Annotated in this window: 14 protein-coding genes; 6 read left to right on the top strand and 8 right to left on the bottom strand. The window is 70.2% G+C overall.

All coding sequences use genetic code 11. From position 1 onward, the window contains the following. The first annotated feature begins 53 nt into the window (after nucleotides 1-53). From ACIOEW_RS26615 to ACIOEW_RS26635, 5 genes are all read left to right on the top strand, one after another. The gene (locus ACIOEW_RS26615) at nucleotides 54-1373 is read left to right on the top strand and encodes an MFS transporter (RefSeq protein WP_401966461.1); all 1320 of its coding nucleotides are present in this window, start codon (nucleotides 54-56) and stop codon (nucleotides 1371-1373) included. 83 nt (nucleotides 1374-1456) lie between these two features. Next, a complete protein-coding gene (locus ACIOEW_RS26620; RefSeq protein WP_401966463.1) occupies nucleotides 1457-3163 on the top strand; it encodes an aldehyde dehydrogenase family protein in 1707 nt (568 codons plus the stop codon). A gap of 137 nt (nucleotides 3164-3300) precedes the next feature. Continuing rightward, nucleotides 3301-4878: a long-chain fatty acid--CoA ligase gene (locus ACIOEW_RS26625; protein WP_401966465.1), complete on the top strand. Its 1578-nt coding sequence runs from the start codon at nucleotides 3301-3303 to the stop codon at nucleotides 4876-4878. 237 nt (nucleotides 4879-5115) lie between these two features. Continuing rightward, on the top strand, nucleotides 5116-8850 hold the full coding sequence (locus ACIOEW_RS26630; protein WP_401966467.1) for a S8 family serine peptidase: 3735 nt from the start codon (nucleotides 5116-5118) through the stop codon (nucleotides 8848-8850). 137 nt (nucleotides 8851-8987) lie between these two features. After that, the gene (locus tag ACIOEW_RS26635) at nucleotides 8988-10001 is read left to right on the top strand and encodes a helix-turn-helix domain-containing protein (protein WP_401966469.1); all 1014 of its coding nucleotides are present in this window, start codon (nucleotides 8988-8990) and stop codon (nucleotides 9999-10001) included. Nucleotides 10002-10095: 94 nt separating this feature from the next. Here ACIOEW_RS26635 and ACIOEW_RS26640 read toward each other — a convergent pair whose 3' ends face one another. The 7 genes from ACIOEW_RS26640 to ACIOEW_RS26670 form a co-directional block, all read right to left on the bottom strand. Then, on the bottom strand, nucleotides 10096-11388 hold the full coding sequence (locus ACIOEW_RS26640) for a DUF2254 domain-containing protein (protein WP_401966471.1): 1293 nt from the start codon (nucleotides 11386-11388) through the stop codon (nucleotides 10096-10098). Between the two features lie 96 nt (nucleotides 11389-11484). Next, nucleotides 11485-13242: a cation:proton antiporter gene (locus ACIOEW_RS26645; protein ID WP_401966473.1), complete on the bottom strand. Its 1758-nt coding sequence runs from the start codon at nucleotides 13240-13242 to the stop codon at nucleotides 11485-11487. 54 nt (nucleotides 13243-13296) lie between these two features. After that, nucleotides 13297-14355, bottom strand: coding sequence for a cytochrome d ubiquinol oxidase subunit II (locus ACIOEW_RS26650; protein WP_401966476.1), 1059 nt, complete (start codon nucleotides 14353-14355; stop codon nucleotides 13297-13299). Continuing rightward, on the bottom strand, nucleotides 14352-15812 hold the full coding sequence (locus ACIOEW_RS26655; protein ID WP_401966478.1) for a cytochrome ubiquinol oxidase subunit I: 1461 nt from the start codon (nucleotides 15810-15812) through the stop codon (nucleotides 14352-14354). Before ACIOEW_RS26655 ends, ACIOEW_RS26650 begins: the two co-directional genes overlap by 4 nt. Before the next feature lie 31 nt (nucleotides 15813-15843). Beyond that, on the bottom strand, nucleotides 15844-16686 hold the full coding sequence (locus ACIOEW_RS26660) for an SDR family oxidoreductase (protein WP_401966480.1): 843 nt from the start codon (nucleotides 16684-16686) through the stop codon (nucleotides 15844-15846). A gap of 179 nt (nucleotides 16687-16865) precedes the next feature. Next, nucleotides 16866-18392 carry a gluconokinase, GntK/IdnK-type gene (locus ACIOEW_RS26665; RefSeq protein WP_401966481.1) on the bottom strand — a complete coding sequence of 509 codons (1527 nt, stop codon included), beginning with the start codon at nucleotides 18390-18392 and terminating at the stop codon, nucleotides 16866-16868. An 85-nt stretch (nucleotides 18393-18477) separates the two neighbouring features. Next, on the bottom strand, nucleotides 18478-19926 hold the full coding sequence (locus ACIOEW_RS26670) for a dihydrolipoyl dehydrogenase family protein (RefSeq protein WP_401966482.1): 1449 nt from the start codon (nucleotides 19924-19926) through the stop codon (nucleotides 18478-18480). 116 nt (nucleotides 19927-20042) lie between these two features. Between ACIOEW_RS26670 and trxA the strand changes: the two genes are divergently transcribed. Then, on the top strand, nucleotides 20043-20414 hold the full coding sequence (gene trxA, locus ACIOEW_RS26675) for a thioredoxin (RefSeq protein WP_362552286.1): 372 nt from the start codon (nucleotides 20043-20045) through the stop codon (nucleotides 20412-20414). Between the two features lie 82 nt (nucleotides 20415-20496). Here the strand turns inward: trxA and ACIOEW_RS26680 are convergent, their stop codons facing one another. Next, on the bottom strand, nucleotides 20497-20934 hold the full coding sequence (locus ACIOEW_RS26680; RefSeq protein WP_401966484.1) for a hypothetical protein: 438 nt from the start codon (nucleotides 20932-20934) through the stop codon (nucleotides 20497-20499). Nucleotides 20935-20936: the final 2 nt, after the last annotated feature.

The following is a 20936-nucleotide window of genomic DNA, read 5'->3' on the forward strand; positions in this document are numbered from 1 at the left end:
CTCCCCCGCTTCCCCTCTCTGTCTCCCTCCCCACCCAATTTCGCGGAGCCCCTGTGACCGACACCGATGTCGCACCCGCTGTGCCCGCCGGCCTCCCGAAAGCGCCGGGCAGAACGAGCCCCCGAGCGTGGACCGTCACGGCGCTGCTCGTCGTCTTCATGATGATCAATTTCGCGGACAAGTCCGTGCTCGGTCTGGCCGCGGACGAGATCCGACACGACCTCGGCCTGTCCGCTTCGGCCTTCGGGCTCGCCAGCAGCGCGTTCTTCCTGCTGTTCTCGGTGTCCGGCGCAGCCGTGGGGCTGCTGGCGGACCGCATTCGGCCCAAGTGGCTGATCCTGGCGATGGCCGTGCTCTGGTCCGTCTCCCAGGCGCCGATGGTCGTGGGCGGAGGGCTGGCGGTCCTCATCACCTCGCGCGTACTCCTCGGCGCCGCGGAGGGACCTGCCTTCCCCGTCGCCCAACAGGCAACCCTGTCCTGGTTCCCCGACCACCGGCGCAATCTGCCCGGGGCCCTGATCGCCCTCGGCATCACCCTGGGGGTCCTGGTGGCCGCTCCCGTGCTGACCTGGGTGATCCGGCATCACGGCTGGCGCTCCGCCGTCGCCGCCGTGGCGCTCGCCGGCGTCGTATGGGCGCTGCTGTGGCTCCTCATGGGCGGGGAGGGGCCGTACGCGGCGCCACCGGCCGGCTCCGACGGCAGAAGCGGTGCGCCGGCGGGAGCACAGCCGTCCGCGGGCACGGTGCCGTACCGGCGGATCCTCGCGACCCGCACCTGGATCGGCGCCACTGCCGGCTATTTCGGAACCTACTGGGTCATCGCCGTGGCCCTGGTCTGGCTCCCCTCCTATCTCCAGGACGCCCTGGGCTACACCTCGGCCGGGTCCACCCGGCTGGTCATGCTGGTCTGGGGTCTGGGAGGTGTCGTGGTGCTCGGTCAGGCCGGGCTGACGGGCCGGCTGCTGCAGCGTGGGGCGTCGAGCCGGTGGGCCCGTGGCGGGGTCGGCGGCGTTCTGCTGCTCATCGGCGCCGCGGCCTGCCTCGCCCTGCCGGCGGCCCCGGCCGGTGCCATGACCGCAATGCTCCTGGTCGCGGGTTTCGGCTTCGCCGGAGCGATGAGCAGCGTCGCCGTCACCACCGTCACGGAGCTCGTTCCGGCCGATCGTCGCGGCGGTTCCCTGGGCATCATGAACGCCGTGGTGACCACCGCCGGCCTGATGGCCCCGACGTTGACCGGGCATCTCGTGGACACCCACGGTGCGGAGGGCTACCGGTACGCGGTCCTGATCACCGGCGTCGTGCTCCTGCTGAGCGGGGCGGCCGCCCTCACGCTGATCGACCCCGCTCGCGACGCCCGCCGGCTGTCCTCATGACCGGCCCGTACCTGCCCGCCCCTCACGCGGCGCTCGCGACCGGCCCCGCCCTTCCCGCCCGCCGCCTTCCGCAAGGACCACCTTTGAACACCGCTGCCCTCGATGCCCCCTTCCTCGACCGCGCCGTGGCCCACGTACGCGGTAACGCCGAGTCCTGGGCCGCCACCCCCCTCAGCGAACGCATCGGTCTGCTGGAGCGGCTGCTGCCGCGCATCGTCGCGCATGCGGCCGACATGGCCGGCGCGGGCTCCCGGGCAAAGGGGTACGGGCCGGACTCCCCGTGGGCGGCCGAGGACTGGACGGGCGGTCCCTGGGCCCTGGCCCAGAACGCCACGGCGTACCTCCACGTACTTCGGCGGATCGCCGCGGGCAGGGACCCCCTTCCCGACGGGGCGGTGCGCGAGGAGAACGGCCGCACGCACGTGGACGTCTTCCCCGCCACCGGCTGGGACGCCCTGCTGTTCAACGGGTTCACGGCCCAGGTCCGGATGCGCCCCGGCGTCACCCCGGAACAGACGCGCGCCTGCGCCGCGGGCGCGTACCGCGGCAGGCAGGGCGCACCGGCTCTGGCGGTGGTGCTCGGTGCCGGCAACGTCGCCGCCATCACCGCTCTGGACATCCTGCACAAGCTGTATGCCGAGGGCCAGGTCGTCATCGCCAAGATGAACCCGGTCAACGCCTATCTCCGCCCTCACTTCGCCTACGTGTTCGCCGAGTTCATAGAGCGGGGCTGGCTGTCCTTCGTCGACGGCGGCGCGGCCGAGGGCGCGTATCTCGCCCGCCACGAAGGCGTCGACTCCCTTCATGTCACCGGCAGCGACCGCACGCACGACGCCATCGTCTGGGGCACCGGCGAGGATGCCGAGGTACGCCGCCGCGACGACCTCCCGCTGATCACGGCGACATTCAGCAGTGAGCTGGGCGGGGTCAGTCCCTGCATCGTGGCGCCGGGCCCGTGGAGCCGTGCCGACTTCCGCTTCCAGGCGGAACACATCGTCACCAGCAAGATGAACAACTCCGGCCACAACTGCATCGCCAGCCAGGTCCTGGTCCTGCCACGGGACTGGGACGGCACCGAGCGGCTGCTCGACGAGATCCGCAGAGTGCTGCGCGAGCTGCCCGCCCGTGCCGACTACTACCCCGGCGCCGCCGGCCGGCTCGCCGCCGTACTCGCGGCCCACCCGACGGCGGAGGTCCTCGGCGACGGCTGCCGGCTGCTGGTCCCGGACATCACCGACCTGGACGATCTCCTCGTCACCGACGAGGTCTTCGGCAGCGCCCTGGGCGTCGTACGCCTGCCGGGCGCGACCCCGGCCGCATTCCTGTCCCACGCCGTCGAGTTCGCCAACGACACCCTGCCCGGCACACTCGGCGCGACCTTGATCGTGCACCCGAGAACCGAGAAGGCCGACCGGGAGGCCGTACGCACCGCCGTCGCAGATCTGCGCTATGGCACCCTGGGCGTCAACTGCTGGTCGGGCGTCGGCTTTCTGCTCGGTTACACCCCCTGGGGCGCCTTCCCCGGCCATACCCGTCAGGACATCGGCAGCGGAATCGGCTTCGTGCACAACGCGTTCATGCTCGAAGACATCGAGAAGACGGTACTGCGCGCCCCGTTCGCACCGGCTCCACGTGGGCTGGTGACGGGCTCCCCGTCGCTGTCCCCCCGGCCCCCGTATTTCGTTACCCATCGCGCGGCGACAGCCACGGTGGAGCGCCTCACCCGCTTCACGGCGGCGCCGAGCCTGGGGAAGCTGCCCGCGCTCTTCGCCGCCGCACTGCGGGGCTGACCCCCTCGGCGCGCTCGGCGCCCTCCTCCACCGCCACGTCTCCGCCGCGCTGCGGGGCTGACTCCCCGGCCGGCGCGTTCGGTGCCCCTCCTCCTCCGCCACGCGCACACCCGTGCGCACATCCTCACGGAGACTCCATGCTCAATCTCGCCACCCTGCTGGAGAACAGCGCCCGTTCCGTACCGGACCGCACGGCGGTCGTGCTGGGCGTCCAACGAACGACTTACGCGGAGCTGGACGCGGCTGCCCGCCGCGTGGCCGGCCTGCTGCGCTCGCGCGGTATCGGCCCGGGCGACAAGGTCGCCCTGTCCTGCCCGAACGTGCCGTGGTTCCCGATCGTCTACTACGGAATCCTCAAGGCCGGTGCGGCGGTCGTCCCGCTCAACGTGCTGCTCAAGAGCCGCGAGATCGCCTACCACCTCGCCGACTCCGAGGCCAGGGCGTTCTTCTGCTTCGAGGGCGGTGCGGATCTCCCGATGGGCCAGGAGGGCTGGTCCGGCTTCGGTGAGGCTCCCGGCTGCGAAGACTTCTTCCTGATGACCGCCTCCCCCACCGGGCACTCCCCGATCGCGGGCGCCGAAACCCTGACCTCGGCGCTCGCAGGCAGGAGCTCGGATTTCGAGACGGTGGCCACGGAGCCCAGTGACACGGCGGTCATCCTGTACACCTCCGGCACCACCGGACGGCCCAAGGGCGCTGAGCTCAGCCACTCCAACCTGATGCTCAACGTCACGACCTGCCACAAGCTGTTCGGCGAGATCGAGCACGACGTGCACCTGGTCGCTCTGCCGCTCTTCCACTCCTTCGGCCAGGTCGTGCAGATGAACTCCGGCCTCGCCTCGCAGGCGACGCTCGTCCTGCTGCCACGCTTTGATGCCTCCTCAGCCTTGGCCCTGATGGTTCGTCATGCGGTGACCTTCTTCGCGGGCGTGCCCACCATGTACTGGAGTCTCCTGGAAGCGGAGCGGCCCGAGGTGGACCTGTCACGGATCGCCCGAACACTGCGGATGGCCGGGTCAGGAGGCTCCGCACTGCCGGTCGAGATCCACCGCCGGTTCGGCGAGCGCTTCGGCGTCACCGTCATGGAGGGGTACGGCCTCTCGGAGACCAGCCCGGTGGCCACTTTCGCCCCACGCGGTGAACAGGTGCGCCCCGGCTCCATCGGGCGCCCCGTCTGGGGTGTGGAGGTGGACCTGGTGGACAAGGACTGGGCACCGGTCCGGGACGCCTCCGCGATCGGCGAGATCGCCGTCCGCGGCCACAACGTCATGAAGGGGTACTACAACCGGCCCGAGGCGACGGCCGAGGTGATGCGCAACGGCTGGTTCCGCACCGGTGACCTCGCCCGCCGCGACTCCGACGGATGGTTCTACATCGTGGACCGCGCCAAGGACATGATCCTTCGAGGCGGCTTCAACGTGTATCCGCGGGAGATCGAGGAAGTGCTGCTCACCCACCCGTCCGTGAGCACGGCCGCCGTCATCGGCGTGCCGCACGACCGCCATGGCGAGGAGGTCAAGGCCTGCGTGGTCCGAACCCCGGGCGCGATCCTCACCGAGGAGGAGCTGATCGCCTGGTGCAGGGAGGAGATGGCCGGCTACAAGTACCCCCGCATCGTGGAGTTTCTCGATGCGCTGCCGACCAATGCCACGGGAAAGATCCTCAAGCGCGAACTGAGGGACGCGGACGGTGCCAGGACCGAGACTCCTCGGTGAGAGCGCCGGCCGGGCGGCGTCGAACCATGGCAGCGACATCCCGCCTCCGTCTCTGACGCGTCCTCCCGTCGCCGTAGGTGACGCCCGCCCGCTTCGCCGCAGGTGACGTCCTCACGTCACCGTGACGGGCGAGTTGCCCGCATTCCGTCCGAGTGCCGCTGACAAGTCACTGCCATGGCGAGGACTTGCCGCCATCAGCCCTTCACGTCGCGCATTCCTCACAGATAGACCGATGCCATGTTCTTCCCATTCCAGTCTTCCGCCTTCCGGCGCAGACGCCGGCAGCTCATCTCGACCGCCACCGCGGTCCCGCTTCTGGTGTCGGGTCTCGCAGTTCTGCAAGCACCCGCCCAGGCCGCTCCGAGCAGGCCCACCGCTCCCGCCAAGCCCTCGGCGACCCACAAGGTCACCCTGGTCACCGGCGACGTCGTCACCGTCACCACGATGGCCGACGGCAAACAGACCGCCGACGTCGACCGGCCGGACAGCGCCGTCGGCGGCGTGAAGATCCAGGAGGTCAAGGGCGACGTGTTCGTCGTCCCGGACGAAGCGGCACCGCTGCTGGGCTCCGGCAAGCTCGACCGCCGGCTGTTCAACGTGACCGACCTGATCGAGATGGGTTACGACGACGCGAAGTCGGCCACATTGCCTCTGATCGCGACGTACGCCCGGTCGAAGTCCCGCTCGGCCGTCGAGCCGGCAGCCCCCCGCGGCAGCAAGCTGACCCGCAGGCTCAACGGTATCCACGGTGCCGCACTCAGCGCCGGGAAGCAGCAGGCCCACACCTTCTGGACCGCCGTCGCACCGCAGGGCGGCGCGACGCTGGGAGCCGGCGTGGAGAAGCTGTGGCTCGACGGCAGGGTGAAGGCCAGCCTCAAGGACAGCGTGCCCCTGATCGGCGCGCCCGAGGCCTGGGCGGCCGGGTACACCGGCAAGGGGGCCAAGGTCGCGGTCCTCGACACCGGCATCGACGTCAACCATCCCGACTTCTCCGGCCTGATAGACGGCACGGTCAGCTTCGTACCGGGTGAGTCCGTCACCGACGTCAATGGTCACGGCACCCACGTGGCGGGCACGATCGTCGGCTCGGGGGCCGCCTCCGGAGGCGCCAACAAGGGCGTGGCACCCGGCGCCGACCTGTTCGTCGGCAAGGTGCTCGGCGGCCCGGAGGGCTACGGCCAGGATTCCTGGGTCATGGCGGGCATGCAGTGGGCCGCCGAGTCCGGTGCCGACGTCGTCAACATGAGCCTCGGCGACTCCTACCCGACGGACGGCAGCGACCCGATGTCGCAGACGGTCGATGCGCTGTCCGCGCAGTACGGCACGCTGTTCGTCATCGCCGCAGGCAACGCGGGCCCGGAGACCGTCTCGGCCCCCGGCGCCGCCGCCTCCGCACTGACAGTGGCCGCCACGGACAAGGAGGACCGGCTCGCGTCCTTCTCCAGCACCGGCCCACTGGCCTACTCCGGCGGTATGAAGCCGGACATCGCGGCGCCCGGCGTGGACATCACCGCGCCCCGCTCACAGGAGATGACGGACGGGGGCGAGGGCCTTTACCGCACTCTCAGTGGTACGTCGATGGCCACCCCGCACGTCGTCGGAGCGGCGGCGATCCTGTCCCAGCAGCACCCTGACTGGAACGGGACGCAGCTCAAGGAACATCTGATGAGCACGGCGAAGGGTCTGGACGACGGGTACTCGCCGTACGAGGTGGGCACCGGCCGCGTCGACGTGGCCGCCGCCGTGCACACGACGGTCCGCGGCACCGGATCGCTGTTCTTCGGCAACTACACCTGGCCGCACGAGCCGGGCGACGTCGCCGTCACGAAGGACCTGACCTTCACCAACACCGGTTCTGCCGATGTCACGCTGAACCTGGCGCTGACCGACGCGGGCGGCCCGTTCACCCTGGGAGCCACCGCGGTGACCGTCCCGGCGGGCGGCACCGCCGCAATTCCGGTGACGGGTGACCCGCAGGCCGCCTCGGCAGGCCGCCACGTCGGCTACGTCACGGGAACCGACGCGGCCACCGGCAAGCAGGTGACGCGGACATCGGTGGCGCTGCTCAAGGAGGAGGAGCGCCATGACCTGAACATCAGGCTGGCCGGCCGGGACGGCAAGCCGGCCGCGGGCTGGGTCACGGTCAATCTGGCCGGCGACTCCTGGCCGTGGAACGTGTACGTCGAGGGCTCGACCACGATGCGCATGGCACCCGGCACGTACACCGTCGCGGCGTACGTCGACGTGGCCGGCGAGAAGGCGGACCGCTCGGGTCTGGCCGTGCTGGTCGACCCGGAGACCGTCCTCAAGGACGGCGCTGCCGACGTGGTGCTCGACGCGAGCAAGGCACGTCTGCTGAGGACCGAGGCGCCGCAGCTCACCGAGGACCGCCAGCGCAAGGTCGACTTCAACGTCCATTACGCGGGTCTCGACCCGTACACGGACTACCGCGGCGCGTACGTGCTGCCGTCGTCCTACGACGACGTCTACGTCGCTCCGACCGAGCCGATGAAGCACGGCGAGTTCACGCTGATCACCCGCTGGCGCAAGGGCGAACCGTTGCTCGGGCTGAGCACCGCGGGCGGTCGGCTCCGCTTCGAGGCGATGGTGCAGGCGGGCAGCGCCCTGGGCACCAGGACGGACGGACTGGACGCGGTCTACGCCGGCAACGGCTCTGCCGCCGCCTACGAGAAGGCCGGCGCCAAGGGCAGGATCGCCGTCATCGTGCGCAGCGACGAGGTGTCGCCGCAGGAACGTGCCGACGCCGCGGCCGCGGCCGGCGCGAAGGCGCTGATCGTGGTCAACGACAGGGTCGGCGCCCTGATGGAGTACGTGGGCGAGTCGGCCATCCCGGTCGCCACCGTGCATCGCGACGCGGGCAAGGCCCTTGTCGCGATGGCCAAGGCCGGCATCCTGAAACTGACCGTGAAGCAGACGGAGTTCACCCCGTTCGTCTACGACCTGACCCGGGACTACCCGGGCCATGTGCCGGACCGGGCTCTGGTCTACAAGCCGGCCAAGAAGGATCTCGCCCGGATCGATGCCCGCTACTACTCGGCCACGGGCGGCCAAAGGGCGGAAGGCTACCGGTCCGACTTCACCCTCAGCCCGTCGTTCAACCTCCCCGAGCTCGAGCGGCACCCCGGCACGCGCACCGAGTGGGTGACGCCGGGCCAGGTCTGGAGGGAGTTCCACACGCAGGGCGTCGACACGGCTCTGCCGTGGTCGATGGTGTCGGGCGACAACACGTACGCCAAGGGCAGCACCAGCCGGCTGGACTGGTTCGCTCCCGCGACCCGGCCCGGCCAGAGCGAGTCGTTCGGTGTGTACAACTCCCGTTGGCAGAACTACATGACCTGGAACGTGCAGGCCTGGGCATCCGCGAGCGACAACATGCGGCTGGGCGGCTACCTGCCGTGGGGTGAGACGCCGTCCCACCTCCAGGTGTTCCAGGGCGACGAGCTGATCCACGACAATCCGAACAGCGGCGACATGCAGTGGGTGGAGGTGCCTGCGGGCAACCTGCCCTACCGCACCGTCCTCGATGTGGAGCGGCCCGGTGACGCCTTCCGGCTGTCGACGCGCACCCATACCGAGTGGACCTTCAAGTCCGACACCGTCGAGTCCGAGTTCTTCGAGCGGTTTTCGGTGCTGAACCTGAACTACGCGCTGGAGTCGGACCTGCACGGCGACGTCAGGGCCGGTGCCACCCAGCGGATCACGCTCAAGCCGGTACCGATGGACTCCGGCACCGTGCCGGGCACCGTCACCACGGTGAAGCTGGACGTCTCGTACGACGACGGCGCCACCTGGCAGAAGGTGACCCTGGCCAAGCGTGGCGGCGGTTCCTGGACCGGGTCGTTCCGGACGGCGAAGAAGCCCGGCGGCTTCGTGTCGGTCCGTGCGAGCGCCGCGACGGACAGCGGCTACAGCGTCAAGAACGAGATCATCCGGGCGTACGGTCTGCGATGAGCCACAGTGTCGGGCCCCGGGGAGGAGACTCCTCGGGGCCCTTCCCGTCATACCTGCTCCCACCAGCGACTATTCAGGGTCTGCCGCCATGGCGCATACTCTCACCGCTGCGACAAGCGGAAGGGAGTCGGCCGCCGATGCTGGATGCCCTGGGCCTGGGGCCCGATGACGAGCGCGTCTACCGGGCGCTGCTCGGACGGCCGGACTGCACCGCGACACTGTTGTCGGATCTCCTGGGCGTTCCGCGGGCCCACATCGGCACGGCCCTGTGCCGTCTCGTCGAGTGGGGGCTGGTGATCAGGTCGGCGGACGAGCGGTTCACCGCCGCACCACCCGCCATGGCGCTCGGCTCTCTCATCAGCCAGCGCCGGGACGGGCTGCGCATGGCCGAACAGGCGTTGGTCACATTCGCTGAGGAGCACCGGGCGGCGATGACCGGGAACAGCATCAGTGATCTGATCGAGGTCGTCACGGGCGTCGACGCGATCCGCCATCGCTTCCTGCAGGTGCAGCAGGCCGCCCGGACACAGGTCCGCTCGTTCATCACGGCGCCCTTCGTCGCTGTGCCGCCCGGCGAGAACTCCGCGGAGCCCATGGCCCTGAACCGCGGCGTGCACTTCCGGGCCGTACTGGACCGGGCCGTGCTGGCCGAGCCGGGCATCGTCGCCGATGCGGTCGAATCGATGCGCAACGGCGTGCAGCTGAGGGTCGCCGACGAGTTGCCGATGAAGCTCGTGCTGGCCGACGCCGATCTCGGCCTGGTCCCACTCGCGGTCACACCGGCGGGCGATCCCGGCGCCGTACTGCTGCACCGCAGCGGCCTGCTGGACGCACTGGACGCACTGTTCGAGACGGTATGGCGCGCAGCCCGCCCGCTCGAACTGGCGGGCATCGGCAAAGACACCGGGCCCACGGTCACGGTCGGTGCCGAGGGCCCGACCGACCTGGACCGCAAGATCCTGGCCCTGCTGCTGGCCGGGCTGACCGACCCGACGGCCGCGGCCCAGCTCGGTCTGTCGCCGCGCACGCTGCACCGACGTCTGCGCCACCTCATGGACCTCGCCGGGGTCCGGACCCGGATGCAGCTCGGCGGTCATGCCGTCCGGCACGGGTGGGTGGAGCCGCACTCGGCGCGCCCCAGCCCGGCATGAAACCGTGTTCCCGGTGGCCGGCGCCACCCGCTCCCGGCCGGTCCGGGAGCGGCTGCCCGCCCCCGGTCCAGGTGGCCGAACCCCGCGCCGCCCGCTACCGGCCGGTCCGGGAGCGGCCGCCCACCCCCTGACTGTCGGCTGTCCGTGCGACGGAACGGCGGGCCGGATCAGGGAAGGCCCGTTCCACCGCCGCGTCCAGGAGGTCCATCTCCGCCCGTACTACCGGATGGTGGTCGGGCGGAAGGCTGTCGAGCAGCCCGTCGAGCAAGGCGCGCAGTCGCCGGCAGATCTGCAGGGACGTCGCCCCGTAGTCACGGATCTCCGAGACGGCGAGCTGGAGGTAGGCCTCCCATTCCCTGCCCCTCAGCACGAGCCTCGGCCTGCCGTCCTTGTCCGCCAGCACATACCGGCCGGGCAGCGGCGACCGGCCGATCACGGTGAGGAACGAGTCGATGTGGTTGAGGATCTGTACGCCGGTGGTGGGGTCGTTGACAGCGGGCGAGAGGGCGCGGATGGCAATGTCGACGAGCACCCGGAGGGCGAACGCCGGATCCTGTTCGATCGTCCGCTCGGGACCGAGCGCGATCAGACCGGTCAGTTGCCGGTGGTCGGGGACGGACGTGCCGCCCCGGATCTCGACAAGGACGGCGCCTCGGGGAACGTAGTCACCGATCACATGGGGCACGGTGAACACGCAGTCGTGGCGCGCGGCGACGGCCGAGAGACCGGCGGTGTGAAGGGCCTGGACCGCCCCGCCCCTCGTCGCCCGGACGAGCGTGGTCCCTCCGTGCGGCTCGGCCGGCTCGCCGGGGCGCGGCGCCAACGACCTGACCTTTCCGGCCGCGTGCTCGAACACGTCCTCCCCCATGCGGCCTACGAGGTCGGCGATGGCGACGGGCCTCAGGTTGTGTGTGAAGCGGTTGAGGTAGACGAGCAACAGCAGCAGGCTGACGGCCACGGCGCCACCGGCGAGGGTGACCCCGAGGTCCGGGACCGAGTTCGTCTCGATGCTGCGCAGCAAGGAGAAGGCGAACGCGAACGTGCCGGTGAAAGTGGCCAGTACGGTCTTCTGGAGCCGGTCCCGGTACCAGAGCCGCATATAGCGGGGCGAAAGTGTTCCCGTGGCCTGCTGGATGACGAGAACACCGATGGTCACGACGAATCCCAGAAGCGCGATCATCGCCCCGACGATGGCGCTCAGAACTCCGCTCGCCGTGGTCGCCGAATAGCGCCAGCCACTCGGTGGCCAGTCGGAACTGTCGGCAGTGACAGCCCATTCGGCCAGCACGCCTCCCAGGACGAGACCGGCCAACGGCATGATCCACAGACTTGCCTTCACATACTGCCGCAGCCTGAACACGGCGGCCCATGACATCTTGATCCGCACAGGGCATCCCTCTCTCGTGCCCCGGTCGCCCGGCGGCGCGACAGTTCACATTCCGTTGAGGCCGGGAATGAGCCGGCCCGGAGAACCGCGTCAGGCTCAGGACGTCGTCAGCAGCACCACGCTGTCGCCCTCCCCCGGCGTCACCCGGCGCCTTTCGGTGACGGGTTCCAGCCGCATGTCCGCATGGACCACGAAGAGGATCTCGCTCCCGGGCGGCAACGGCGTGGAAGCCGGCTGGACCAGGAACCGCGCGCCCGCCCCGTACCGCGCGGCAAGCGTGTGGCGTACGAGCGACCGGCCGAAGAGAATGTCCCCGCCCGTGTAGGGCGCCACGACTCCGTGACTGTCCTCGGGAGGGCCGACACGGTAGACGGGGCCATCGACGCTGTCCTGCATCATGACCGAGGCGAGGGCGTTGAAGTCGTCGTCGTCCGTGGCCAGGAACACCGCCGTCACCCCTTCCAGGCGGGCGCCCGGGTTGGTGGCCGTGGCCAGCAGGTCGCCCGTGGCGAGTGCGATGCCGGCGTCCGTGATCCGTTGGCGTTCCTGAGCGAGGCCTGCCCACATCAGGAGGTCGAGGCCGGCCGATCGCAGGTTCCTTCCCAGATCCACCACCCACGGCTCGCCCCCCACCAGCAGGATCCGCGTCCCGGCCGGTCTGACGATGCCCAGCATCCTGGCGACCGGGGCCGCGCTCAGGGAGTAGAGCAGGACCGTGCCGACGATCACGAGGAACGTGACGGGAAGGATTCTGGCGGCCCCGTCGACTCCTCTCTCGACGAGGTTCGCCGAGAACGCAGTGGCCGTGGCCGCCGCGACGATGCCGCGTGGTGCCATCCATCCGACGAACGCCCGCTCGCCCCCGCTCAGTCCGGCACCCATCGTCGACAGGTACGCGACGAGCGGACGGACCACGAGCACGAGGACGGCGAGGAGGACCAGAGAGGGAAGGAGGACGGGCACGAGGGAGGCTGGAGTGATCGTGGAGGAGATGCAGACGAACAACAGCCCGATGATCAGCTGCGCCATCGTCTCGAAGAACGGGCGACGCGCGGGCATGTCGAACGTGCTGATGTTGGTGACGGCGAGCCCGGTGACGATGGCGGCGATGAGGCCGGTGTCCTCCCGGACGATGTCGCAGACCGCGGACACGGCGATCACGGTGGCCAGCTGGGCCAGGGTGCCGAGCGTCTCGCCGAGGCGCAGCGTGCGCAGCGCCAGCCACAGCAGTGCCGTGCCGACCGCGCCGCCGATCAGCCCCACCGCCATGCTGAGGGCGAACTGGCCGAGCTGGTAGCCCCTGCCGATGTCCACCCTGTGCGTGGTGGCGATCGCGTGGAAGACCAGCGCTCCCAGGATGGCGCCGACCGGGTCGGTGAGGGTCCCTTCCCAGATGAGGATCCGGCGCACCTTGTCGGTGGGGCGTACGAAGTCGAGAATCGGGCCCACCACGGTGGGCCCGGAGACGACGAGGATCACCCCGAGCATGGACGCCACCCTGAGTGGCATGTCGAACATCGCGGGTGCCACGGCGGCAGTGATCAGAAACGTGATGAGCACGCCGAACAGGAGCAGTCTCCCCACGGTCCACCGTGTGCGGCCGGTGAGTTTCCGCAGGTTGAGTCCGAGTCCCGCGTCGTAGAGGATCACCGCGACGGACATCGACACCAGGGCGGAGAAATTCTGCCCCATCAACCGGTCGGGGTGGATGACATCCGTCAGGGCACCGGCGGTGAATCCCGCCGGCAGCAGGATGATCAGGGCGGGCACGCGCAGCCTGCTCGCCAGGATCTGTGAGCCGGTGGCGAGGACGACGGTGAGTGCGAGCCCGAGCAGGATCTCTTCGTCCGTCACGGCAACTCCCTTCGGTGGAGTGCTGGCGTAGGGGGAACCCGGCCGTACCGATCGTCAGGTGGTTCCCGGTCGGTCGCCGTTCCGGGGGTCGCCGCCCTGCCGCAGGTCGGCCTCGGTGAGTTCTTCGAGGTCGCCCCTGCTGTCGAGCCAGTACAGGAAGACGACAGCCGGCACCACGATCACCAGCGCGACAAGGGTGACGAATGCCAGCCAGGTCAGCGTGGAAGACGCGCCGGCGCCCTCGGCGACCGTCATCGATGTCGGGAGGAGGTACGGACGCTGGGCCAGTCCCCAGGCGATTACCGCGCAGGCGACGGCTGCGACGGCCGGGACACGTGCGTGGCGTCCCTCCTTCCGCACGAGCAGTACCGCCAGGAGGAGGGAAGCCGCTCCGGCGGCGATACCGACCGCCAGTCCCGCGCCGTGGGTGAGTCCGTGCCATACGTGCGGTGCGTCCTCGCTCGTGACGAACAGAGTGATCACCATCAGGACCACGAGCACGGCAAGGCTCAGCAGCCCGCGCCGCCGGAAGTAGGTGATCAGGTCGGGAGCGTCGAAGCGGCGGGCATCGCCTGTCAGGAACACGGCGCCCAGGAGGGCCGCTGCGGCAACGGCGAGCAGGCCGAACATGATCGAGGTGGGGTTGGCCCAGGCGTCCGCCGACGCCTCCGTACCCGGCTTCACACGGCCGGAGGCAACACCTCCTGCGGCGGCGCCCAGGAAGAACGGCGTCAGGAGCGAGGCCAGGGCGAACACCGCGCCGTACAGGCGCCGGTTCGCCAGCCGGTGGACGACCTTGCGGAAGGCGAAGCCGGCGCCGCGCAGGACCAGGCCCACGGCAGCCAGCGCGAGAGGCAGCCACATAGCGGAGAACACAGTCTGGAAGAGGGTCGGGAAGCCGGTCCACATGATGACGAAGACAAAGATCAGCCAGACGTTGTTGACCTCCCACACGGGCGCCATCGCGTGATCGATGAGCCATCGGGGCCGCCTGCCGCGTGTCGCGCCTCCCGCAACCAGGTCCCAGAATCCGGCCCCGTAGTCGGTACCGCCCGCGCAGGTGTACGCGGCGATGGCCAGCAGCAGGACCACGGCGATCAGATCGGCTGTCACGGCCGGTCACCCCGGGAGGGGGTGACGCCGTCTCCGGAGGGAACAGCCGCCCGGGGACCGTAAGGACCGTCTGCCTCCGGCTCGTCCGCCGGACGCCCCGCGGACCGGGCGTCGGCGAGCCTCCATCGCGTACGCAGCTTGAGCAGGACGGCGAGGAGTGAGCCGAAGACGAACACATAGACGACGATCACCAGGCCGAACATGATCCACAGGGTGGACGAGCGGGTGGCGGTGACCGCCTCGGCCACGCGCATGTTCTGGTAGACGATCCAGGGCTGGCGCCCCACCTCGGTCGCGATCCAGCCGCATTCGACAGCCACCACAGAGGCCGGCCCCGCGCAGGCCGCGCCGAGGTAGAACCACTTGGACGCGGGGAGCCTGCGGTGCCGCAGCCGGACCAGGCCGTACCAGAGCGCGAGGAGTACCAGGGCGGAACCGATGAGAACCATGATGTCGAAGGCCCAGTGCGCGATGGTCGCCTGAACGGCTGTCGGCCGCTGGTCCGGCGGCACGGAGGTCAGGCCGACGACCGCGGTGTCCGGGCTGAAGCCGGCGAGGAAGGAGTCGAGCAGCGGGATCTTGATGCCGCCGGAGACGGAGCCGTCGGAGTGCAGACGGCCGAAGAGGTACTCCGGTACGCGGGTGTCGGTCTTCCATACGACCTCCATGGCCGCGAACTTGACCGGCTGCTTGTGGAAGACCGACCGGGCGATCGAGTCGCCCAGGACGAACTGCACCGGGGTCGCCACCGCGGCGATGGTGAAGGGGACGGTGAAGCCGAGCCGGTGGTACCGGTCGCGGCGTCCCCTCAGTCGGCCGACCGCGTAGACGCCGGCCACCATGTAGCCCGCGGTCAGCAGCATCGCCACGACGAAGTGCCAGTACTGCGGCCCGAACATCGGCGTGAAGATCGCCTTCCAGATGTTCACGTCCACGGGGTTGCCCCGGGCGTCGAGGGAGAAGCCCCTCGGTGTGTTCATCCAGGAGTTGGCCGCCAGGATGCCGAACGCCCCGAGCAGCGCCGCGGCCGGGAGCGGCAGCCCGAGCAGGAAGTGTGTCCGGGGCTTCAGCCGCCGCCATCCGTAGAGGTAGATCGCGATGAGGACGGCTTCGAGGAAGAACGCCCATGCCTCCACCCCGAACCCGATTCCGAAGACATCGCCCCACCTGCCCATCATCCCGGGCCAGAGCAGGCCGAATTCGAACGAGAGCACGGTGCCGGTCACGACACCGACGGCGAACTGCACCGCCATCACCGCCGACCAGCGGCGCGCCAGCAGCAGGGCGGTCGCATCGTTGTGGCGAAGCCCGCGGTAGTGCATGACCAAGGTGATCAGTGGCAGGGCCACACCCAGTGGGACCAGGATGATGTGGGAGGCCAGGGTGAAGGCCATGAGTTCCCGGGCCGGCAGGAGTTGATCAGGTGCGCTCGCCAGGAGATGGGCCGAGGGGTGCATGTCCGCCTTCGCTGTTCGGGACCTGCGAAGATCAGCCGCCGGTCGCGAAACCGGGGAAGAGGGTCATTCCGCCGTCGACGTAGAGCGTCGTCCCCACGACGTAGTCCATGAGGTCGGACGCGAGCAGGACGACGGCGTGGGCGATGTCCTCGGGGTCCCCGATCCGGTCATAGGGGATCAGCCGCAGGAGATCCTCCCGGGCTTGTGGCGTCTCCCAGGCACTGCGGTTGATGGGGGTCCTGATCGCCCCCGGAGCGACCGCGTTCACCCGGATCTTCTCCGGTGCGAGCTCCTGGGCCAGGGTCTGCATCATCATCTGCACGCCTCCCTTGGAAGAGGCGTAGTTCACGTGCCCCGCCCAGGGGATGACCTGGTGCACCGAACTCATGCAGATGATCTTCCCGGCCGCCCGGGAGACCTCGGGGACCACGCCGCGCCGGCGGAACTCCTTCGTGGCCTCACGTGCGCACAGGAACTGGCCCGTGAGGTTGACGTCGAGCACCTTCTGCCACTGGGCGAACGTCATTTCGGTGACCTTGGCATCACGCTGCATACCGGCATTGGCGACGAGGATGTCGAGGGTCCCGAAATCCTGGACCGTGCGGTCCACCATCGCGGTCACCTGAGTCTCCTGCGACACATCGGCCTCGTGGGCCACCGCGCGCACGCCGAACGAGGAGATTTCCCGGACCACTGCCTCGGCAGCATCACGGTCGCTCACGTAGTTGACCACCACGTCGGCGCCGGCCCGGCCGAGTCCGATGGCGGTGGCCTTGCCGATGCCTGAATTGGCGCCCGTCACCAGTGCTGTCTGGCCCTTCAGCAGGCCGGCCGGCAGAGCGCCCACCCGCGCTGCTTCCACGTGGGAATCCATGACGTCCCTGTCTCCTCGCTTGCCCGCTCCGGTACGGCCGGCCTCTGGCCGGCAGGCGGGGGCTCAGGCAACCACCGGATGAACGTGTCGGCGGCCCCGCCGGGCCGCTGTTGGGCCATCGGGCGGATCGGCCTCCCCCGGTCGGCTCAACCGCAGCGAGACACGAACGGCTTACGCGTTCACGTGGTCCGCCATGCCGTGAGACCCCACCGGAGGACATGAGTGTGCCCCTTCTCCAGTACGTGGACACCGAGGCCGCTGCGAAAGGAGTCCGGCGGGCACGACATGGGCTCCACCGCGACGCCCCGGCGGCGTTCGGTCTCCGGCAGCGTGTCGCCCGTGTAGATCTGTACGTACCGGGTGCCTTCGCCCAGCCGGACATCGACGCCGTGAGTCCCCGAGGGATGCGCCAGCCGCACGACCGCGACGTCGTCGTCGCCACGGTCGAGAGCGAAGGCGGTGTCCAGTCGCCGGGAGCCGATGGGGCGGGCCGTACGGAAGTCGAAGTCCGTTCCCCCGACAGGGTCCTGACCGGCCGGCAGACCCCGTTCGTCGGTGAGGAAGCGCTCCCGCGCGGGCACGGTCAGCAAGGCCGTGTCGACCGGACCGGCACCGAGCGTGAGATACGGGTGCTGCCCGACGCCGTAGGGAGCGGGTCCGTCCCCCACGTTGGTCGCGCAGACCGTGACATCCAGACCTTCGGGCCCCAGCCGGTACTCGGCGGTCACGTCCAGCAGGAAGGGATAGCCCGGCTGCGGGCGGATGGCACCGGCCAGCCGCAGCGATTCCTCGCTCCGTGCCTGCAGGCGCCACGGAACCCACCGGAGCAGCCCGTGGATCGCGTTGCCCTTCTCCGGTTCGGTGAGCGGGAGTTGCAGGCCGGTCCCGTCGAACGTGTAGCGGCCGTCGCCGATGCGGTTGGGCCAGGGGACGAGAATCTGGCCCCGTCCTCCGGTGATGGGCGCGTCGGAGGCGAATCCGTCCAGCACCGGCCGGCCGTCCACCTCGTAGTGGCGCAGGGCGGCGCCCAGTTGCACCACGACGGCCTGCTGCCCCTGCCACGTCAGGGTCCACTGTTCACCTGTCGGGCTCGCGGGAACCACCTCGGAGGGCGTGAGTTCCTCGGAACGCACACCTGTCGGCCGGTCACGGACGGTGGACGGGCGCAGCAGCGAGGCGAGCGCGGCGACGATCGCCTCGGGCGGCTGGTCGATCTCGGCCACCAGCGGATGCTCGTCCGGCTCCGGCTCCTCGAGGTCGGCGACCTGGCTTTCCAGCAGGCCGGCCGGGAAGAAGTGATCCCGTCTGCCGGACAGTCGCGAGGCGATCAGCTCGGGGGTGCCGTGCAAATACACCAGCCGCATCTCCGGTCTTCCGCGCAGCAGCCGGTCGCGATAGGCACGCTTGAGAGCGGAACAGGTCACGACCGCCTGTTGGCCCGCGGCGGTCGCGTGGTCGAGCCAGGCGGCGATGGCGTCCAGCCAGGGCTCGCGGTCGGTGTCGGTGAGTGCCTGGCCGGCCGCCATCCCGGCGCGGGCGGTCGCGGAGTGGAATTCGTCCGCATCCCGGTAGGACCAGCCGAGCCGCTGGGCGAGCAGCCGGCCCACCGTCGTCTTGCCGGAGCCCGACACGCCGACGACCAGCACCAGGTTCACCGGCGGTCCGAGGACCTCGGTGGGGGCGGCGTCCGTCGGCGCGCCGGACATCAGAGCCTCGCGGACCGGTGGACGGGTGCGTCAATCTCGACGGGCACCTGGTCGCGGACCGGCGTCCGCGGCGGCCGCACGCGGTTCACGATCCGCTCTCCCGGTACGTCTCCAACAGCCGGAGCCAGATCTCGCTGATCGTCGGATACGCGGGGACCGCGTGCCAGAGGCGGGCGACGGGGACCTCTCCCGCGACCGCGATCGTCGCCGAGTGCAGCAGCTCGCCAATGCCCGGACCCACGAAGGTGACGCCCAGCAGGATCTCCCGGTCCAGGTCGACGATCATGCGGGCGCGGCCCCGGTAGCCGTCCGCGTACAGGCCGGAGCCGGCCACCGCGGCGAGGTCGTGGTCGACGGCGCGGACACGGTGGCCGGCCTGCTCCGCCTCGGCGAGGGTGAGGCCGACCGAGGCGGCCTCCGGGTCGGTGAAGACGACCTGCGGGACGGCCGCGTGATCGGCGGTGGCCGCGTGCGCACCCCAGCGGTCCGTCTCCAGGAGCGGGTCGCCCTGGGCACGGGCGGCGATCGCCGCGCCCGCGATGCGGGCCTGGTACTTGCCCTGGTGGGTGAGGAGCGCCCGGTGGTTCACGTCGCCGACGGCGTAGAGCCAGGGGATGCCCTCGACCCGGCAGCTGTCGTCGACGGTGAGCCAGTCCCCCGGCTTCAGGTCGACCGTCTCCAGGCCCAGGTCGTCGGTGCGCGGAGCGCGGCCGGTCGCGAAGAGGATCTCGTCGGCCTCGATCTCTTCGCCGCTGTCGAGTACGACGGTGACCGGCCCGTCCGGTGCGGAGCGCTGCACGGAGGTGACCGAGACGCCCGTGCGGATGTCGGCTTCCGCGTCGGTCAGCGCTTCGGCGACGAGCTCACCGGCGAACGGCTCCATGCGGGGCAGCAGCCCCTTGCCGCGGACCAGCATGGTGATGTCGGCTCCCAGGGCGCCCCAGACGGTGGCCATCTCCACGCCGACCACTCCCCCGCCCACGACGACGAGACGACGGGGTACCTCCTTGGCGCTCGTCGCCTCCCGGCTGGTCCAGGGGCGGGCCCCGTCGATGCCCGGCAGGTCGGGGACCACGGCCCGGCTGCCCGTGCACACGGCCACCGCGTGCCGGGCCGTGAGCCGGCGCTCCGTACCGTCGGGCGCCGTGACGGTGACCGCCTTCGGGCCCGTCAGCCGGCCGTGGCCCCGGCAGATGTCGACTCCGATCCCCTCCAGCCAGGCGGCCTGGCCGTCGTCCTTCCAGTGCGAGGCGTACGTGTCGCGGTGCGCGAGCACGGCGGCGGTGTCGAGCGGTCCCTGGACAGCGCCTGCGAGGCCAGGGACGCGGCGGGCGTCGGCACGGGCGACGACGGGGCGCAGAAGGGCCTTGCTCGGCATGCAGGCCCAGTACGAGCACTCGCCGCCGATGAGCTCGGACTCGACGATCACGGTGCTCAGCCCGGCGGCCCGGGCACGGTCGGCCACGTTCTCACCCACCGGACCAGCACCGATGACCACGACGTCGTACGCGACAGGCTCCACAGCATGTGTCATGGGGCCATTCTTGTCATGGGTGTGCGCGGCGGCCACATGGGCAGGCGGAATAGCGCAAGCACGGTCACCGTTGTCCCGGGACACGTCGATACGGTCACAGGAAGAGGTAGCAGAGCATGAGCACCGTAGAGCTCACCAAAGAAAACTTCGATCAGGTCGTCAGTGAGAACGAGTTCGTCCTGATCGACTTCTGGGCTTCCTGGTGCGGCCCGTGTCGGCAGTTCGCGCCGGTCTACGACTCGGCGTCCGACCGTCACGAGGACCTGGTCTTCGCCAAGGTCGACACGGAGGCCCAGCAGGAGCTGGCGGCGGCCTTCGAGATCCGGTCCATCCCGACGCTGATGATCGTCCGGGACAACGTGGCTGTCTTCTCGCAGCCGGGCGCGCTGCCCGAGGCGGCCCTGGAAGACGTGATCGGCCAGGCCAGGAAGCTGGACATGGACGAGGTCCGCAAGTCCATCGAGGACCAGCAGAAGGAACAGAAGTAGGCGGGACCGACGCCGCACTCGCAGCAGGGCCCGGCCATGACGGCCGGGCCCTGACTGTTGCGGTGCCGGGAGCAGGGCGGCTTCAGCCGTCCGCCTTCCGCTCCGAGACGCGGACCGAGAGTCCGTAGTCGAGCTCCGATCCGTCGATCAGCAGTGCCTCGACGGTGTGCGTCTCGGGGTCGATGTCCGCCACCATGCCGTCGCCGGCGTAGCGGGGGTACCCGGACTCGCCCGTCTCACCGGTGGCGGCCACGACCGCCGAGCGGATGGCCGCGCCGGGACGGACGGTCCCGACAGCCCGGCTGCCGGAGTCCTCGGCGTCCGAGTCCTGCGTGGCCGGTTCCTCGGCCCCGGCTTCCTCTACACCGGCATCACCGGCATCACCGGAACCGGAAGCGGCATCACTGGACCCGGATTCCCCGGCACCGGAATCCTTCGTGCCTGCTCCCTTGTCCGCCGTGCCCTTGCTGTCGGTGAACGCGGGGACCAGCAGGATCTCGTAACTCTGCGGATGGCTCATGG

The sequence above is a fragment of the Streptomyces sp. NPDC087901 genome, from assembly GCF_044742205.1.
Classification (GTDB): domain Bacteria; phylum Actinomycetota; class Actinomycetes; order Streptomycetales; family Streptomycetaceae; genus Streptomyces.

Coding starts and splice junctions, on each gene's coding strand:
- ACIOEW_RS26625 (WP_401966465.1), top strand. CDS start 3,301: ATGCTCAATCTCGCCACCCTGCTGGAGAACAGCGCCCGTTCCGTACCG.
- ACIOEW_RS26630 (WP_401966467.1), top strand. CDS start 5,116: ATGTTCTTCCCATTCCAGTCTTCCGCCTTCCGGCGCAGACGCCGGCAG.
- ACIOEW_RS26635 (WP_401966469.1), top strand. CDS start 8,988: ATGCTGGATGCCCTGGGCCTGGGGCCCGATGACGAGCGCGTCTACCGG.
- ACIOEW_RS26655 (WP_401966478.1), bottom strand. CDS start 15,812: ATGCACCCCTCGGCCCATCTCCTGGCGAGCGCACCTGATCAACTCCTG.
- ACIOEW_RS26660 (WP_401966480.1), bottom strand. CDS start 16,686: ATGGATTCCCACGTGGAAGCAGCGCGGGTGGGCGCTCTGCCGGCCGGC.
- ACIOEW_RS26665 (WP_401966481.1), bottom strand. CDS start 18,392: ATGTCCGGCGCGCCGACGGACGCCGCCCCCACCGAGGTCCTCGGACCG.
- ACIOEW_RS26670 (WP_401966482.1), bottom strand. CDS start 19,926: ATGACACATGCTGTGGAGCCTGTCGCGTACGACGTCGTGGTCATCGGT.
- trxA (WP_362552286.1), top strand. CDS start 20,043: ATGAGCACCGTAGAGCTCACCAAAGAAAACTTCGATCAGGTCGTCAGT.
- ACIOEW_RS26680 (WP_401966484.1), bottom strand. CDS start 20,934: ATGAGCCATCCGCAGAGTTACGAGATCCTGCTGGTCCCCGCGTTCACC.